Here is a 17,125-nt window from a genome sequence, read left to right as displayed (position 1 = left end):
ACGTACGATGCTGACTGCTTCCCGTTACCGCTTTTATTGGGCGAACTTCGGTATTCCGCTGGCCTGCGCGGTCGTGGTTTTCCTACTGTTTGACATGACCCAAATCGACATCGCCTTCAGCGATCTTTTTTATGATCCGGCCGCCCGGGTATTTCCGTTGGACCATGTCCATCTGTTCGAGAAGATCACCCATAAATGGGCGCGGATTATCCCGGACTGGACCGGCGAGGTTGCCATGATCGGCGCTTTGCTGTCGTTTCTCTGGCCGCGACTGAAGGCTGAAAAACATTCGAAGATCATCGCGTTCCTGGAAAGAATCAAAATCGCGCCGGTACTTCGATTCGCCAGTAAACACCGTCGAGACTTCCTCTACGTGGTGTTCGCCTTTTCCATCAGCACTGGCGTTATCCACTACCTCAAGGGCCACACCAGTGTGTATTGCCCGGTCGAGACGACTCAGTACGCCGGGAAAATCGAACACAAGGAGTGGTACCAGAATTTCGATCTGCTGAAAGTTGCTGGCGACGGTCGCTGCTGGCCGGGTGGACATGCGTCGGGCGGCTTCACCATGCTCGCGCTGTACTTCGTGGCGCGCCGCTATCGCTGGCGGTATGCCAAAGCGCTGATGTATGGCTCGCTGCTGCTCGGTTTCGTCTATGGCACAACGCGGGTTCTACAGGGGTGGCACTACATGTCCCACACCTTCTGGGCCGGAATCTTCGTGTGGCTGGCATGTTTGCTGACGGCGTTGGCGTTCTATGGACGGGCGCGGCTGGAGCTACCCGTGCTGCAAAAGACCGCGCTACCAGTCGTTGAGCCGTTTACAGGTTTACAAAGTAGTAAGCCTGACGTCCCACCTTCATGGTCTTGAGCACCTTCAAGGGTGCGGCGGGCTCATGTGCCCCGGCCATGAGCGCGACATTGGAAGGTGAAGCACGCAGAAACTCATGGAGTTGCGCCTCGGTGTCCAGTCCTTTGAGCACGCGCCGGGTGTAGAACACGCTGGCGCCGCCCACCCGTTCGTTGGCCTGAAACAAGGCGACCTGTTGCCCGCGGGCCTGCAACATCTGAATCTGTTCCGTCAGTGGCAGGAAGGACAATTTGCGATCAGCCTTAGGCAATACCCATTGAGCTGCGGCGAGGTAACCGCAGATCACTACGAAAAGTACGCCTACGGCAACACCATGACGGTGTCGGGCAATGAGCCCCAGCCAAGTCGGGGCTTCGATATGGGCTTTGAATCGTTCGAACAGCACACTCGCATATTCAGCAGCCATCACCGCCGCAGCAGGCGTCATGGACATCAGGTACACCATGCGCTTGCTCGACGCCAGGGTCAGCATGACGAACTGCGCCAGCAGCCACACCGTGAAGAACAACACGTAACGATTGGCCATCAAACTTTTGCGAAAATGCCACAGCCCCAGATACACCAGAATATTCCAGGGCAGGAAGGCCTCCGGCAGCTTGGCCAGGTAGTAGTAGACCGGTTCGTAATGCCCGGCCTCGACGAAGGAACCGCTGAAGCGCCCGACGCTGTTGGTCAGCAACACTTCCTCCACGGCATTCGCCCCTCCGCGCTGATACAGCATCGCGAGCCAGATCATCAGCGGCACCAATCCCAACAGAGTCAACACGCCGGGGCGCAGCCAGTCCGAGGGCTTCAGGCGCTTGTCGATCAAGGTTTCAGCCAGTAAATACGCGAAGATCACCACTCCCGGCATCGCCAGCCCCAATATGCCTTTGCTCAAGGTCGCGATGGCGATTCCTGAAGCAAACAGTAACGCGTTGCCGTTGCTTGAATGTCGCTGACCCTGAAAAAAACCTAGCAACACCATGGTCACACCAAGCGCCAGCAACGCATCTTCACCAACGCCGCGCACGTTACTCCAGTAACTGGCCATGGTCGCCAGCAGCATTCCCGCCATCCAGGCAACTGCCTCGGGCCGGCCGAACCGCCGCAGCATCGCGTACAACAGCATCACGCTGACCAGCCCGGCAAACGCCGACGCCAGCCGCACCGCCCATGGCGTACCGCCAAATGCGCGAATCGCCCCGGTATCGAGCCACAAACTCAAGGGCGGCTTTTCAAGAAACGGTTCGCCGAACAAACGAGGTGTCACCCAGTCGTTATCCAGGTGCATCTGCATGGCAATCCCGGCAACCCGGGCCTCCGTGGAACCTTGTAACTGGTGATTGCCCAACGCGAAGAAAAACAACAGAGCGGCAAGCAGAAACAGTGAAGAGGCGGGACGTGACATGAGCTTCTGGCTACTGAGCAGGGACCGGGAAGCGTGAGCATATCGAGGGGATGCTTAACGAAGGGTGAACAGCCTCGCGTTGTTATCGGGCGTGGTGTTCGGAGCAGCGTGGGGGGCAGAATTCATATTTGTACCGCTGAAGTACCTGTGCCCGTGCGCCGGTCACTTGAAATGACCGCTAACAAAACGACAGACAAAAAAAAGCCCGCGGGAGGCGGGCAAACCGTAGTTTCTTGAATGAGCGAGAGGAATGTACAGGTTAGAGAGAGGCGGTGGGGTGAAGAAAAATTCATGTGGATGGAAGGCTTCTCCGTGTTGCTCACTGCCGAAGAGGCGCTGAAAAAATCATTGCTTTGCGAGGTAAGTGTGAAACCGAAGTACACGCGGTAGCAGTCGTAATAATGGGCAACCTCAATGAGGCCGCCCATTTTGCTTTTCTACGCCGAAACCTGTGTCTGTGACCGTCGCATGCATCGATCCGTGACAAAACCTCCCTTCGATCAACGAGCGCGATCACTTAGTGAAAGACGGGAGGTTTGGCTGTGGTCACCGACCCGTTCGGATCAAGGTTATCCTTCGCTCGGTTGACCAAAAGTTCGGTCAATACCGTCAACTGATGAAGAGCCAGCGCCACATTGTGCTGCGAGCCTTCGAGTTGATTGGCAAAGTCCAAAGTCATGACGTTGAGCGACGCCAGGGTTTCGCTGGCATGAGCGAGCAGGGTGGTCGTATCGACGTCGGGGCGGACGCTGAAGATGTTTCTGTTCAGGTTGCGCCGGCGGGCGCTGACGGCGCGTTCAGTGGCTTGGGGAAGTTGGGTTGGGTCGAGGGTTTCAGGCTCTGAAGTGGCCGGCTTTTCAACTAGATGCAGGATGATTTTTTTCATAAGGGCGTTCCATGGGGTTAGGGATCCTTACGCTGTTTCGGCTTGTGAAAACCGTCCGCAGGGTTTGCAGCGAAGCGTGAAGACTATCGTCCGGAAACCTTGTTCGCCAGTTCATGGGAGTCGCTACGGGTTGCGGGAAATTTCCCAGGATGACGTGGCTCTAATCTGTCAGAGAAACTCTTTTTAGCTACGTAAGCCCGCATGACCCGGAGCGACCATCACCCTTCGAGGCAGGGCTATCGCCGTGCCTTAACCCTGATTCATCCGATAGGCCGTCGCGCTCCAATACCGGTTGCCATTGCTTTTATGGCGAGTCCATCCGGCAGCCTCCAACCGCTTGGCGATCATTCGATTCATGAATCCATGACCGAGCAGGAGCACTGGCCCTTCGCTGGCAAGCGATTGAAGTTGTTGAGCGGCCGTATTGGCCCGCATTTTAGCCTTGCGGGCAGACTCGACCGTTCCTGAGAAGCCGCACAACCATAGGATTCGAAGAATAAATGCCCACGTAAACGGTGAAAGGCGCGGCCGTGTCCATCGCCCATAGGGCAACTGCGCCTCGCAGAAGATCTCGTCTACAAGGCTGGGCTGAAGGCCCAGCGCCCGAACGGATGTCAACGCCCGAGGCGCAGTACTCGACACGATCACTTTGGCGGTAGCGGCCACCTCCACACTCGCTTCAGGGGCGAGCTGGTTGATGATTTCGGACAGGTCGTATTGTTCGATCCAGTGTTTCATATCGAGTGATGAAATCTTGTCGATCATAGCCAGATTCGGCTGGCCATGACGCATTAAGATAATTTCCCTTTCCATTGTAATTACGTCCTTGTCTGCGGCCCCGCGAGTGCAAGGGATGCACGCTTGCGGGTATTTGAAGAGGCCTGAATAAAAAACCTTCGCACAATGAGGTCAACCAATACAGTAAGCGTTCGCCCAACACACCTTGGCTGTCAGTCAAACGAGTATTCAAATGACACTTGTGCCGGCTCGCCATGGCCAGCAACGTAACTACCATTCCCGCTAAGATTTACCAGCTCACCCGTGCCGGCACCCTCCACGACATTCCAGGTGCTGCGCGCCTTACCCTCCGAAAATGATCCCGAATGCTGGACAACAAATGTTCCGCTCTTACCTGCCACCACACCACAAATCCGCTCAAACCCAACAAAACAAGCTGTGCCGTCAGCGCAATAAGACATCAGGTATTCGACGCTACTTGTTCCCTCGATGGCGCCGGCATATGACTGCGTGACTTTGGCGTGTGAGAGTTTTGGAGCGTCTTCAAGTACTTGAGATGGCGTCTCGTCCCAGCCAGTTATCTGAAATGTGCAACTGACAGTCGTTTTCATAGGGTTTTAGCTCTTTTGTCGTAGTAATGGAATGTGGTGGTTTGATGCGGCGGGCATCTTGTCTTGCCTAACAATACCAGTTGCCACCTATGTGGCAGTAGCTCGCTAATATCAATCGCCCGCTGCGTCGCAGGCACGTCGACCTTTCCTTACTGCTCCGCCTGCCCTTGCAGGTGTCGGTACCCAGCCGCTTGAATGAAATCGGCCAAATGCCAAATCGCTCCGTTGGCTGCCCAGAAGCCGTCTTTGACTTCCTCAAGGATGATCGAAGTCATGATGATCCGCTGGTCGTCCGCTGCTCGCGACCGGCTTACCGCTTGATGCAAACGCTGTACATAGTCGCCTCGCATGGCCTCATTCAGCACACCGCCGGGAACCTTAACCTGCACGATGCAGGGGATGGCTTGAGCGCTGATATCCACTGCGCCGCATGTCCAGGAGCCAGGAGCCACTTCGTCAATGAGAGTCCAGCACACGCCCCGTTGACGTGGATCGTCGCCGATTTGCTCGACCTCAATGGCCACTTTCGTAATCTCTTCGCAAAGCAGTGCCTGTTGTTCGGAAGTAAAAGAACCTTGAGGCACCTTGATCAGGATATTTGGCATAAAGGTTAACGCTCGATGAAATGGAAGCGTTATTAAGCCAGCCCTGGAATACTGCGACCAGCGACCGATTCGACATCTTTCGTGCACAATCAGCCAATGAATGACTTCACGATTCTGGTAACTCATGACGCCTTTGCCTCCAGTGTCGCACTGACTCTGGATATCCTTTCGACGGCGGCCGTACTTGCCCGGCGACTGGGTACTGCTGTACCTCGCTGGCAAGTCTGCGGGGTGAACACGGATTGCGTGACGCTCGGCCACGGGATGCAAATTGCAGTTCAGCCCTTGGCTATCAGGCCCGATGATCGCTCTTGCTGGATCATCCCCGGCATGGGCGTGGCTGACGCCCTTATGATCGAGCACCGATTACAACAGGCGGATATTGCTCTGCTGGTTCCGGCATTACGCGCGCATGTGCTGGCCGGGGGTAACGTAGCCGCATCATGTTCTGCAGTATTCGTGCTGCAGGCTGCGAACCTGCTCGCTGGGCGCTGTGTAACCACTTCTTGGTGGTTGGCACCCTTACTCCAGAAGTGGGCGCCCGAGTGCCAGGTAGATGCCGACCGCATGGTAATCCTCGACCAGCCGTTGATTACCGCGGGTGCAGCGCTAGGTCATAGCGATCTGATGTTGCATCTTCTGCGAAGCCGTTTCTCCCCAGCTTTGGCTGATGCCGTTGCACGGGCGTTACTGATAGATGGTCGGCAAATGCAATCGCCCTTTATGGTTCCGGCAATGATGGCTCAGGGGAACGAATTGATCGCACAATTGACGGCTCATATTGAGGCCTCGCTACCGGCGACTATCAGCGTCAGCACACTCGCATCCGACTTTGGCCTGTCAGAGCGGACCTTGTCTCGACACATCCACAAGGCCATCGGTTATAGCCCGTTGGGGCTGATCCAGCGAGTCCAGGTCAATAAAGCCCGGGAGCTGCTGGCTAACAGTAAATACTCCATCGACACCATTGCCGAACACGTTGGATACAGAGATGCCACATCCCTGCGGCGACTGATGAAAAAAATGCTGAACACAACACCACGGCAATTACGTTAACTGCTGCGACGATGTTTTTTTCAATTCAATTATCCGCGGCACACTGCCGTCCATCTCAGTCGCTCAGTGTGAGTGCCTGTGATGGATATCGGGAAAGTGCGGATGACTGTGTTGGATGGGAGCGTGGTCGTGTAAATGGCTATGAGGTTGAGTGCCGTCCCACTCAAACGCATGTTCATGTTGATGGTGCTCATCGTGAATATGCGGATGATCATGTGTTTGCGGATCGTGTTTGTGTTCGTGAGAATGGCTCTCGGTAAGGTGTATCCAGACGCCAAGCCCCATCAGGCCTGCAGCAATCCAAAACACCCACGTCACTGCTTCGCCTAAAAACAGGATTGAAATGGCGGCCCCCAAGAACGGTGCAGTAGAGAAGTATGCACCTGTGCGTGCTGTTCCAAGCCCCCGCAAAGCCAAAACGAATAGCACCAGGCTAACGCCGTAGCCTAAAAAGCCTACGAGTAGCGTTGGCCCTAGCAGAGACAATTCAGGGAGATGCATTCCAAGAGCAATCCCTAAAACACAGTTGACGACCCCGGCGACCAATCCTTTGATGCCTGCGATGAACAATGCATCCGATGCGGAAACCTTCCGGGTCAGGTTGTTATCGATGGCCCAACAAAAACATGCAATCGCCACTGCGACCGGGCCAACCCAACCATGAATCTGTGCGGAAGTTTGAGGCCAACCCAAGAGCATGCCCCCCGCCACTATTGCGATCATTCCCACGACGATCCGCCGGTCGGCGTTCTCCTTGAAAACCATCCAGGCAAGCAGGGCAGTCAACACCGCTTCAAGATTTAGCAACAGCGAAGCAGTGGTACCCGATGTAAGGGTAAGGCCGAACATTAAAGACACCGGCCCCAGCACTCCGCCGAACGCGATAGCGCCGATGAGCCATGGCCATTCGGATATTGTTAAACCGACAGGCTGCCAACCGCGATCACGAATCAGCCTGGTGATTGTGAGACCCAAGCCGCTTCCCAGGTAAAGCAAACCGGCGAGCAAGACTGGGGAGACGTTCAGCCCCAGGACCTTGGCAAGCGGTGTGCTGGCACCAAAGAGGGCTGCAGCACCCAAGGCGTATAAAACGCTTTTGTTCATCATCTGTTCCGTAGCAAGGGCATTGTTGAGAAACACGATACCCGTCACGCATGGATAGTGCATCGAATCGTAGCGGGTGCGCTGAAAAACTGGCGGGGTCCCTGAAGAATACCTGAGCGCGCGGGGGGCATTCGCAGCCTCTCTACCCGCTCCGAATCCACAAAAAAGGCACCTGCGATAGGCTCGTCAGGTGCCTTTTTTGCGTTGAGGCGCGGCAACGATTTTCTATGCCGGATTCGTTAAGACGCTGAAACCTGCATCTGCAATCGCCGCCCAACTACATCCAGCAAATCGCAACCATCACGCAAAGAAGTCACCAGCACCCGCGCCAGCTCACTGTGAACACCTTCGCTTACGGCAAAGCTCTCCAGCAATTGAGTCGCGGTGCGGATGCGGTAAGCCGCCGTTTCATGCAGCACATCCAGCGGTGCTTCGGTGTCGATCAGCAGCGACGCAATGGTGCAGTCGATACCGGTGACCGGCATGTATCGATCCATGACAAAACCTCCATTCGATCAACGAGCGTGATCACTCAGTGGCAGACGGGCGTGACCATCGGTGTGGGCGAATCGAGGTTATCCAGCGCTCGATTGATCAACATCTCGGCCAGCACGGCCAGTTGCTGAATCGCCAATGCCACGTTGCGATGCGAGCCTTCGAGCTGGTCGGCCAGGTCGGTGGTCATGACGTTCATGGAGGCCAGGGTTTCACTGGCGTGAGCGAGCAGGGTGGGCGTGTCGACTTCGGGGAGGATGGTGAACACATGGCTCACGGGATCGGGCTGTTTCGGGTCGCGCAAGCGGGCGCTGACGGCGCGTTGGGTGGCTTGGGAGAGTTGGGTCAGGTCGAGGTCTTCCGACTCTGAAAGGGTTGGGTCTTCAGGTGGGTTGGTCTTTTTCATGGAGGAACTCCGAAAGGTTAGGGATTCCTACGCTTTTCGGTCTGTCAAAACCGTCCGCCGGGTTGCAGCGAAGATGGAAGGTTATCTTCTTGGATTGTTACTTGCCAGTTCATGGAGTTCGCCACAACTTGAGGGAAATTTCCTAGGACGTAAATCTGCATTAAGGTCTAGGTTGGGAAGGCAAATCGAGAGAGGCGGACGCAGGCGTTATTGAGCGATACCGAAGTGAGTACCGTGCTTTACCGTCCGGCCGTCCCTTCGCTATGCGGCCACCATGGTGAAGCCACCAACATGGGCCTTGAAGACCAAGCCGACGCTGGAGCTTGGGCACCCCCGTCTTTTTCAAGGATGTGCCGTGAGTCCCGCCGCAATGAAGATGGCCCTGAAAGGGGATGTCGAGCGTATACGGTAACTAAAAAGCCCGGCATCTGGCCGGGCTTCTCTTTGATTCTATACAGGTCTATCAGGCTTGCTTCGCCTCGGCCTGCATCATCACGAGGTTTTGTTGCTTGGTCGCCTCGGTCAGAACCTCACTGTAAACGCGCTTTTTTTGCTCCGACTTCGCGTTACGAATAAAGTCGGCAAATGGGCTTTTAGCGCCCTTGGTTAAGCCTAGCTTAATCGAAATCATGAATGCGCTCCTGATGGTAACCTGAGCTCGGCCTCTAGATCGGCCCGCGTGTGGCGCTCAGGTATATGGTAGTCAATTTTATCGACACCAGCTTTGTAAAGTCGTCCCGAGTTGTCGATATGCTTGAGCAGTAGATCCACGTGGACATCGCCGCCGTACTCTAGCTTAAGTGCATTCACAACGTCACGCGCCGCGAAATACTGATCGATGAAATGCTCCTTGCGAATCCTTCTACCCTCTGCCTCCTCTCGAGCTTTGACAAAGCCCCATGCAAGATGAGGGTTCTGATAGACGTACAAGATTTGTACAAATCTGCCTTTTTTCAAGGACCGTTCGACATTTCTTCTGGCTACATCGATGTTGGAGAATGTCCCGTCGAGAAGAAAAGACTGTCTCTGATCGATAGCAAAGTCGAGAATTTTTTCAACCAGGATCGAAACACCACCCTGAAAAAGCCAAGAGTTTCTACCCGAGTATTCAGAAAATTCGTTTCGAAGCTCGTCTGGATCAATCCTTAGATTCTTCGTGTCAGCGAAAAGGTTCACAAGCGCGATTGAGGCTTCAGTTTTACCTGCCCCTGGGGAGCCGGCCATAAACACTGACACGGGAGCTTCCTCTGGCGGATAAATGGTTTTGTCAGTCCGGCGCTTGGCGATTGCTTTCTTGTGTGCGCGAGCGAAGCTGACTGCTTTAGCCGAAGTCTCTAGCTCTTCGGGTGTCATTACTTGCCTTGCTGGGGTTACCTCATTCGCCACAAGTAAACTCCTTTGTCGGTTTCGTACCGGCCCCGGAGTCGACCCAGGGACCTACTGATTACAAAGCATCATTTCAAGAACCGTTCAGCACATTCAAAAGCAAAGGAGCCCGCAAAGGGGAATGTGTGAGCCATCGATTACCAAACCCCAGATGCAACAAAGCCCGCACTTGGCGGGCTTTGTTAGCTTCGATTGGTGGAGCCGGGGGGATTTGAACCCCCGTCCGCCAGTACTCCGCTGTCGGTACTACATGCGTAGCCGTGTCTATTAAGTTAACCCTCAGCGACCCGACGGGCAGGGTGCTTTGGGCGAGTTGTGTAAGTTTTAGCCGCTTCGTCCACAACGTACTGCACGGCGATTCTGTTCTATATGACAATCACTTTGGGTTTACAGACATCCCCTGATGATTGCTGGACCCGAAGGTACCAGGAGGGAAGGGCTAAGGCTGCTTACGCAGCGAGAGCGTATTCCCCGTAGGTTTCGTCATTGGCAACTATAGAAAGTTGCAACAGTGGATTTACGAGTTCTGTTACCAACTCGGCATGCACCTAAAGTTTCGCAACCGGCGTCGAATCCTAAACGGCCCCGAACCTACTGTGTGTAACCAGCAGGCAAGCGCAGTGTACGCCAATGCGCGCGGTGAGTCGACCTCCTGTCCGTGTCGGCGTATCAGAGCCAACGCCGGATGGGTTCTGGCCCCACCTTATTGGCCGTTCATATGGCTTTGAATGTCTTGAAGCGCCTGCTGCGTCAGGGAGACACACTCTTTGTCGTTGTTGGCAGCGTGGGCGGCCTTGGCTTGTTCGGCTTTGGTGATGACGACACCTTTGGTGGCGGCGTCCAGCGTAGCGGCGCTGGACAGCTTGCTGTTGACTTCATTGAGCTTCATTACGCATTGATCGCTATCGTTTGAGGCGTATGCGGAGGAGGCCAGCATTGTTGCAGCGATGAGCAGTCCAGCCAGGGCGGAACGCTTCATGGGTATCTCCTGGAACGGGGGGGATTGGGCCACGCTGATTGGGGCTTAACAAATGGACTGTGATGGCGTGCAAGGGTTCTGTTTTTACGGGCGTTAGGGTGAAAGATTTTTCCGGGAGGCGGGTGCGAAAAAGCGACAAGAAACGCCTGATACCAGTCAGTTAAGACGAAATGCAATCTATTGCAGCTGCCGAGCTCGCGAGGCTGCGTTCGGCCCGCGAAGCAGTCGTGAGTCTGCCTGATACTCCGCAAGCTTAGGTTTTACATGGCTCAGAAGGCCAACCCGAAGGTTGGCCTTCTGTAGTTATCAGGTTTTATCGCCTTTGCCCGCGTTCTGGATCTCCTGCAGGGTTTGAGTGGTTTCGGAGATGCATTTTTTGGTGCCTTCTTCGGTGTTTTGCGCCTGGTAGGCCTTGGCTTGCTGGACGCTGGCCTCGATGCGAGTTCTCATTTCCGGCGCCAGGGTCTGGGTCTTGGCATTGGCGATGGCTTGCAGGTTGGTTGCACAGAGATCATCGCCAGCGGCAAATGAGGGAGACGCCAGCATTGAGGCAGTAACGAACAGACCTAACAGCACAGAGCGGTTCATGGGTATCTCCTTGAACTGAGAGGCCAGCCATTGCTGGCCACCAGAACGGGCTGTCAACTTTGGGGAAGGTCCCGCGCTGCGGGACTTGATCAGTGGACTGCGGCAGTACATCAGGGTTCTATTTTTCTTTAGATCGCCCTGGCCTGGGTCACCCGATCCACCAGATAGACCAGCCCGTGGTAGTCAATTCCGCCATGTTGCGTCAGACCGATCTCACAGGTGCGGCTGGTGGAAATCCCCTCACTGCATTGCTGTACCGCGCCCTTGAGCGTGCGTAACGAGTGAGCATTCAATTCTGGGGTGGTGAAGCCCTTGTCACCGGCAAAACCGCAGCAGTGAATGCCTTCCGGAATGACCACGTTTTTGCTGCATTTGCGCGCCAGATCGATCAACGCCTGGCTCTCGCCGAGATGCTGAGTGCTGCACGTGACATGCACCGCGATCGGCGCTTCCTGAGGGGTGAAATCGAGACGATCCATCAAGTGAGTGCGGATGAAACGCACCGGGTCGTACAGGTCCAGTCGCACATCGCCCAAGTCCTGAACCAGCCGCAAGGTGCAGGGGCTGGTGTCACAGTAGATTGGATCGAGGCCGCCACGGCTGGCGTGCAGCAGCGCGCCGATCAGTTCCTGACGCTTGTGTTCGGCCTGTTCGGCGTAGCCTTTGGAGGCGAATGGCTGACCGCAGCAGAGGTTGTCCTGATTGTCGGGAAAGACTACCTGGTAACCGGCTTTTTCCAGCAGACCACGGGTTTTTTCGTACAGCGACATTTGCTCTTTATCACCCGCCGCCGGGCCCATCACCCGCGACACGCAGGCCGCCAGGTACACCACCCGAGGCCGCTCGTCCGACACGGTCGGGCTGAAGCGAATAGCCCTTTCCGGCTGTGGCATGGCGTTGGTCCATTGCGGAACCTGCCCCTTGGACAACCGCGTCAGCGATGCCGACAGCTTCGCCAGACGCGGCGCTCCCAACAGCATCCGCGCACCATTGGCGACATGCAGGGTGAGGCGCGCGCATTGCAACGCGGAGGCGAAATTTCCTTCAATCCAGTTGGCGGTTTTCGTATGCGTTGCTTGCCGGCCGCGGAGTTTTTTCACCAGCTCACCGGTGTTGATTCCTACAGGGCAACGTTGTGCACACAGGCCGGTGGCGGCGCACGTTTCGATGCCCTGGTACTCGTAGGCTTTTTCCAGTTCGGCGGTGTCTGTCCCAGCGCGTTTCTTCGCTTGAATGTCACGCCAGATCACGATGCGTTGGCGTGGGCTCAGCGTCAGGCCTTTCGATGGGCATACCGGTTCGCAGAAGCCGCACTCGATGCACTTATCCACAATCTCATCGGCGGCGGGCAACGGTTTCAGGTGCTTGAGGTGGATCTGCGGATCGTCGCTGAGTACCACGTCCGGGTTGAGAATGCCGTTAGGGTCGAGCAGGCGTTTGAGCTGCCACATCAACTGGTAGGCATCGCTGCCCCATTCCAGTTCGACGAAGGGCGCCATGTTGCGACCGGTGCCGTGTTCGGCCTTCAGCGAACCGCCGAATTCAACGGCCACCAACTGCGCCACGTCGTCCATGAACGCCTGGTAGCGTGCGACTTCTTCCGCACTGTTGAAGCCTTGGGTGAAGACGAAGTGCAGATTGCCTTCGAGGGCGTGTCCGAAAAGGATCGCTTCGTCGTAGTGATGTTTGTCGAACAGCTCGATCAAGCGGTTGACCCCGCTGGCCAGTTGTTCCACCGGGAAAGTTACGTCTTCAATGATCACCGTGGTGCCGGTTTTGCGCACCGCGCCGACAGCGGGGAAGGTGTCCTTGCGGATCGCCCAGAGCCGGGCGTTTTCCACCGGGTCCTCGGTGAAGTCGACTTGCTTCTCCACCGGGAACCCAGTCAGCGACGCCATGATTTGCGCCAGTTGTTCCTGCAGCAAAGTGGAAGAAGCTGCGCGGGATTCGATCAGCAGGGCGCAGGCATTGGTCGACAGTTGTTGTACGAAAGCCGGCATGCCGGGCTTGTCCTGCACCGAGCGCAGGCTGCGACGGTCCAGCAATTCCACCGCCGACACCGGTTGGCTTTTCAGCACGGTGACGGCGTTGCAGCAGGTTTCTACATCCGGGAACACGATCAGCGCCGACGCCTTGTTCGGGTGGTCGATCACCGTGTCGTAGGTCACCGCGCTGATGAACCCGAGCGTGCCTTCGGATCCCACCAGCAAGTGGCTCAAGATATCCACAGGCTCGTCGAAATCCACCAGCGCATTGAGTGACAGCCCGGTGGTATTTTTCAGACGATATTTGTGGCGAATTTTCGCAGCCAGTTCGGCATTGGCGCGGGTCTCGCGGCCCAATGTCGCCAGACGTTCCAGCAGCTCGGCGTGGCTCTCACGGAAGGTTGCGACACTGGCGGCGTCTTCGGTATCGAGACGGCTGCCATCGGCCAGCACCAGACGAATCCCTGCGAGTGTGTGATAGGTGTTCTGCGCCGTGCCGCAGCACATGCCGCTGGCGTTGTTGGCGACAATGCCGCCGATTTTGCAGGCGTTGATCGACGCTGGGTCTGGGCCGATCTTGCGTCCGAACGGTGCCAGCCAGGCGTTTGCCTGGGCGCCGATCACGCCCGGTTGCAGGCGGATCTGTGTTCCTTGCCCGCGAATCTCGCGACCGTTCCAGTTATCCCCCAGCACGATCAGCACTGAATCGCTGATGGCCTGGCCAGACAGGCTGGTGCCGGCGGCGCGGAAGGTCACCGGGACTTTATCCCGTTGTGCCAGTTTGAGCAGCGCCACCACTTCGTCTTCGGACTCGACGCGGATCACCAGTTTCGGAATCAATCGGTAGAAACTGGCGTCGGTGCCGAAGGCCAAGGTCGACAGCGGATCGTCGAAACGTCGTGCCTGAGGAATCAGTTGCTGCGCATCTCGCAGGAAAGCCGCCGGTAGACTCATTGGTCCTCCAGAATCAGAACAACCAGATCTTTGGGGCCATGGGCGCCGTAGGCCAGTACTTGCTCGATGTCGGCCGTCTTCGACGGGCCGGACACCAGCAAGGCGTTGGTCGGCATGCCTTGGGCCCATTCGAATTCCTGTTGCACCTGATAGAAGTTGTCGCGAATTTCGCTGGCTTTGAGCAGGGCGAAATGCACTGGCGGCACGAGGCTCATCAGGCGCGGTTCTTCCCGCGTCGGCCAGAGAATCAGGCTACCTGTCGCGGCGATTGCGCCGAGTGTGGTGGTCAGGCTGGCCGGGGTGTCATTGAACAGCTCGGCTTTCCATTCCTCAACCGGACGGTTGTAGGCTTTGAGCGCGGGCAGGCCAGGATTTTTCGCCCAATGCTGAGTGATGCGTAGACCGTGAGGTGTCGTCGGCGCGATCAACAGGCTCGGCAGCTGGCGATCCTGCAGCAGTTGCGCCAGCAATTCGGGCCAGCCATCTCCGGATGTCAGATGAATTTCGGTGTGCACTGCTTCCATCAATTTGCGCAGTTGCGGGATGCGTTGCTCTGGCGTGTAGGTGTAGGGCTCTGTCACCAATTCGACATCGAAGTTGTCAGGCACCGGCGTGGTACCCGTCAGACTGTTGCGCAATTTGGCGAGGATATTTTGCTTGGCGCTCATCAGCGGTCTCCCTGTTTGGCCAGATGCTCGCGGGCCATGTCATGCAGTGAGCGAGCCGCAGGTTTCGGTGCGCTGTGGTTCTGGGTCCACGGGCCGACGTTGCTCGGTGTCAGCGCGCGCAGGCGGGTGGCGAAGAAACCGAACAGGCGATAGAGCGTTGGCGAACTGTTGAGCTTCGCCCAGGCGTTCCAGATAAACCGTTCTTTGCGCGAGTATTTGCTGCCCTGACCGCGCATCACTTGATGCGGGCTGTCCGGGGCTTTGACGTTCTCTTCCCGTAGGCGACGCAGCAAGGCGGGGATCGGAATTTTTACCGGGCAGACTTCACCGCAAGCGCCGCATAACGAAGATGCGCTTGGGTGGTCGGGGACTTTCGCCAGGCCGACCATGTGCGGGGTGATGATTTTTCCGATAGGCCCAGGGTAAACCTCGCCATAGGCATGGCCGCCGATTCGGGTGTAGACCGGGCAATGATTCATGCAGGCGCCGCAGCGGATGCAGTTCAGAGTCTGGCGCAATTCGCTGTCGGCAAACGCCTGGCTGCGACCGTTATCGAGCAATACCAGGTGCACTTCCTGCGGGCCGTCGAGTTCATGTTCCTTGCGCGGCCCGGAGATCATGTTGACGTAGGTGGTGATCGGTTGGCCGAGGGCCGAACGGGTCAGCAGCGACAACAGCGGTACAACGTCCCGCAGGTTCTCGACGACTTTCTCGATGCCGGTGACGGCAATGTGTACGGGCGGCACGGTGGTCGACATGCGCCCGTTGCCTTCGTTTTCCACCAGCAGCAAGGTGCCGGTTTCGGCCACGGCGAAGTTGACGCCGGAGACGCCGATGTCTGCTTCGAAGAATTTCTGTCGCAAGACTTTGCGACCGATCTGAATGAGTTGGTCAACGTCCTTGGTGTACTCCACGCCAAGTTTGTCGTGGAACAAGGACGCGACCTGACCGGCATTCTTGTGGATCGCCGGCATAATGATGTGTGAAGGCTTCTCGTGGTCGAGCTGGACGATGAATTCGCCCATGTCCGACTCCAGGCATTCAATGCCTTGAGCCGCGAGGACATGGTTCATCTCCATCTCTTCGCTGACCATCGATTTGCCCTTGATCACTTGCCGCGCCTCGTGAGCGCGGATGATCGATAAGACGATGCCATTGGCCTCGTCCACCGTTTCCGCCCAGTGCACTGTCACACCGTTGCGGGTCAGGTTCTGTTCAAGCTGCTCGAGCAGGTCGGGCAACTTGGATAAAGCACGGGCGCGGACAGCATTGCCCAGTGCTCGCAAATGTTCTCTTTCGTGGGCATCGCTGAAGGACGCTGCCCGTTTGCTCATCAGTGAATCCATCGCGCTGCGAAAGTTGTTTCGCAGTTGCGTGTCAGCCAAAGCCTTGTGAGCCCTGGCGCGAAAATCTTCTTCTACGGCAACCGTAGGAATAAGCGTGGAAGTGCTCATCGGGCACCTCCGGTACGCTGCCACAGGAAACTGGCCAGATGCTGACCGCGTAACGCTTCCTGCTGTTTCTCCAATGAGCCATTGATGTTCATCAGGCAGCCGCAGTCGGCACTGAGTACTTTGTGCGCGCCGGATTCCTTCAACGCCCGGGTCTTGTCCGCTACCATCGCGCCGGAAATATCTGGCATACGGACGCTGAAAGTCCCACCAAAGCCACAGCATTCACTTTCGTGGCTGTGGTCGACTCGCTCCACATTGCTTAGCTGCGCCAACAACTCACGGCCGTGCAGGTGGGTGTTCATTTCTCGACGTGCCGAGCACGACGTGTGCAACGCCACTTTTACCGGTTCGCCACTGTCCTTGAGTTGCACCTTGCAGACAAACAGCAGAAATTCGGCCAACTCATAAGTCCGTGCCGCGAGGGCCTGGACCTGTTTCAGCGTTTGCGGCTCGTCCTTGAACAAGTCGGCGTAGTGTTCGCGCAACATGCCCGCGCAAGACCCCGACGGCACCACCACCGGATAATCACCGGCAAACAGCGTCAGTTGCGAGCGCGCCACGGTCCGGGCTTGTTCGGTGTAACCCGAGGTGTAGGCCGGTTGCCCGCAGCAGCTTTGTCCTTGCGGGTATTCGACACGAATGCCTTCGCGTTCCAGCAGATGAATCGCGTCCATCCCGGCTTCCGGGTAAAACAGATCCACCACGCAAGTCCCGAACAGATAGACCCGTGACGGTTTTTCGCTGGGGTATTGCCGAGGCTCGGGCAGTGGCGGGGCGACGCGGGTCGCGTTTGGCACAGCGTTGTAAAAAAGCTCGCTCATCAGGCGTGTCTCCGGGTGGTCCCGGTTATCCGTCCGCTGAGGCTGCTGAATATAGAGAGGGAAGCTTTCAGCAGCCTTGCAGACCCGGTTGTGAATAGCTGACGCCTGGGGCGTAACCCGGCGTCGGT

The 17,125-nt window shown here is 56.8% G+C and carries 18 protein-coding genes and 1 other RNA gene; 2 read left to right on the top strand and 17 right to left on the bottom strand.

Annotated features, from left to right (window positions below; all coding sequences use genetic code 11):
• The first annotated feature begins 7 nt into the window (after positions 1-7).
• Positions 8-871 (top strand): phosphatase PAP2 family protein, encoded by an 864-nt coding sequence (locus AB4O41_RS13120; RefSeq protein ID WP_460148001.1) that lies wholly within the window; start codon positions 8-10, stop codon positions 869-871.
• On the opposite strand, the gene AB4O41_RS13115 is transcribed toward AB4O41_RS13120, so the two are convergent.
• The 5 genes from AB4O41_RS13115 to AB4O41_RS13095 all read right to left on the bottom strand — a co-directional run bounded on the left by AB4O41_RS13115 (position 822) and on the right by AB4O41_RS13095 (position 5,101).
• Positions 822-2,261: an ArnT family glycosyltransferase gene (locus AB4O41_RS13115; protein WP_460148000.1), complete on the bottom strand. Its 1,440-nt coding sequence runs from the start codon at positions 2,259-2,261 to the stop codon at positions 822-824. The two genes, AB4O41_RS13120 and AB4O41_RS13115, sit on opposite strands and share 50 nt — an antisense overlap.
• Positions 2,262-2,778: 517 nt before the next feature.
• Positions 2,779-3,147, bottom strand: a complete 369-nt coding sequence (locus AB4O41_RS13110) for a DUF6124 family protein (protein ID WP_460147999.1) — start codon at positions 3,145-3,147, stop codon at positions 2,779-2,781.
• Between the two features lie 249 nt (positions 3,148-3,396).
• Complete coding sequence (locus AB4O41_RS13105; RefSeq protein WP_460147998.1) at positions 3,397-3,960, bottom strand: histidine phosphatase family protein; 564 nt, start codon at positions 3,958-3,960, stop codon at positions 3,397-3,399.
• Positions 3,961-4,097: 137 nt separating this feature from the next.
• Positions 4,098-4,496, bottom strand: a complete 399-nt coding sequence (locus AB4O41_RS13100) for a DUF3224 domain-containing protein (RefSeq protein ID WP_460147997.1) — start codon at positions 4,494-4,496, stop codon at positions 4,098-4,100.
• 149 nt (positions 4,497-4,645) lie between these two features.
• Positions 4,646-5,101 carry a tautomerase family protein gene (locus AB4O41_RS13095; RefSeq protein ID WP_460148339.1) on the bottom strand — a complete coding sequence of 152 codons (456 nt, stop codon included), beginning with the start codon at positions 5,099-5,101 and terminating at the stop codon, positions 4,646-4,648.
• Between the two features lie 96 nt (positions 5,102-5,197).
• Here AB4O41_RS13095 and AB4O41_RS13090 point away from each other — a divergent pair, with 96 nt between their 5' ends.
• Entirely contained in the window at positions 5,198-6,157 is a 960-nt protein-coding gene (locus AB4O41_RS13090; RefSeq protein ID WP_460147996.1) for a GlxA family transcriptional regulator, read from the top strand.
• A gap of 63 nt (positions 6,158-6,220) precedes the next feature.
• On the opposite strand, the gene AB4O41_RS13085 is transcribed toward AB4O41_RS13090, so the two are convergent.
• The 12 genes from AB4O41_RS13085 to AB4O41_RS13030 all read right to left on the bottom strand — a co-directional run bounded on the left by AB4O41_RS13085 (position 6,221) and on the right by AB4O41_RS13030 (position 16,997).
• The gene (locus tag AB4O41_RS13085) at positions 6,221-7,261 is read right to left on the bottom strand and encodes a DMT family transporter (protein WP_460148338.1); all 1,041 of its coding nucleotides are present in this window, start codon (positions 7,259-7,261) and stop codon (positions 6,221-6,223) included.
• Positions 7,262-7,500: 239 nt separating this feature from the next.
• Positions 7,501-7,758, bottom strand: a complete 258-nt coding sequence (locus tag AB4O41_RS13080; protein WP_367374104.1) for a hypothetical protein — start codon at positions 7,756-7,758, stop codon at positions 7,501-7,503.
• Between the two features lie 35 nt (positions 7,759-7,793).
• Entirely contained in the window at positions 7,794-8,162 is a 369-nt protein-coding gene (locus AB4O41_RS13075; protein ID WP_460147995.1) for a DUF6124 family protein, read from the bottom strand.
• 463 nt (positions 8,163-8,625) lie between these two features.
• Positions 8,626-8,793 (bottom strand): hypothetical protein, encoded by a 168-nt coding sequence (locus tag AB4O41_RS13070; RefSeq protein WP_181150620.1) that lies wholly within the window; start codon positions 8,791-8,793, stop codon positions 8,626-8,628.
• A complete protein-coding gene (locus tag AB4O41_RS13065) occupies positions 8,790-9,515 on the bottom strand; it encodes a zeta toxin family protein (protein WP_460148337.1) in 726 nt (241 codons plus the stop codon). The genes AB4O41_RS13070 and AB4O41_RS13065 overlap by 4 nt, the downstream gene beginning before the upstream one ends.
• A 226-nt stretch (positions 9,516-9,741) precedes the next feature.
• Positions 9,742-10,135, bottom strand: a transfer-messenger RNA (tmRNA) gene (ssrA, locus tag AB4O41_RS13060).
• Between the two features lie 116 nt (positions 10,136-10,251).
• Positions 10,252-10,527, bottom strand: a complete 276-nt coding sequence (locus AB4O41_RS13055; protein ID WP_460147994.1) for a hypothetical protein — start codon at positions 10,525-10,527, stop codon at positions 10,252-10,254.
• Between the two features lie 306 nt (positions 10,528-10,833).
• The gene (locus tag AB4O41_RS13050; protein ID WP_460147993.1) at positions 10,834-11,115 is read right to left on the bottom strand and encodes a hypothetical protein; all 282 of its coding nucleotides are present in this window, start codon (positions 11,113-11,115) and stop codon (positions 10,834-10,836) included.
• A gap of 128 nt (positions 11,116-11,243) precedes the next feature.
• Positions 11,244-14,054 (bottom strand): FAD-binding and (Fe-S)-binding domain-containing protein, encoded by a 2,811-nt coding sequence (locus AB4O41_RS13045; RefSeq protein ID WP_460147992.1) that lies wholly within the window; start codon positions 14,052-14,054, stop codon positions 11,244-11,246.
• On the bottom strand, positions 14,051-14,722 hold the full coding sequence (locus AB4O41_RS13040; RefSeq protein ID WP_460147991.1) for a LutC/YkgG family protein: 672 nt from the start codon (positions 14,720-14,722) through the stop codon (positions 14,051-14,053). Before AB4O41_RS13040 ends, AB4O41_RS13045 begins: the two co-directional genes overlap by 4 nt.
• On the bottom strand, positions 14,722-16,176 hold the full coding sequence (locus AB4O41_RS13035) for a LutB/LldF family L-lactate oxidation iron-sulfur protein (protein ID WP_460147990.1): 1,455 nt from the start codon (positions 16,174-16,176) through the stop codon (positions 14,722-14,724). Before AB4O41_RS13035 ends, AB4O41_RS13040 begins: the two co-directional genes overlap by 1 nt.
• Complete coding sequence (locus AB4O41_RS13030) at positions 16,173-16,997, bottom strand: (Fe-S)-binding protein (RefSeq protein ID WP_460147989.1); 825 nt, start codon at positions 16,995-16,997, stop codon at positions 16,173-16,175. Before AB4O41_RS13030 ends, AB4O41_RS13035 begins: the two co-directional genes overlap by 4 nt.
• Positions 16,998-17,125: the final 128 nt, after the last annotated feature.

Source organism: Pseudomonas sp. S2_A02 (assembly GCF_054668495.1).
The sequence above is the reverse complement of the archived record's forward strand: the minus strand, read 5'-3'. Positions and strand labels throughout refer to the sequence as shown.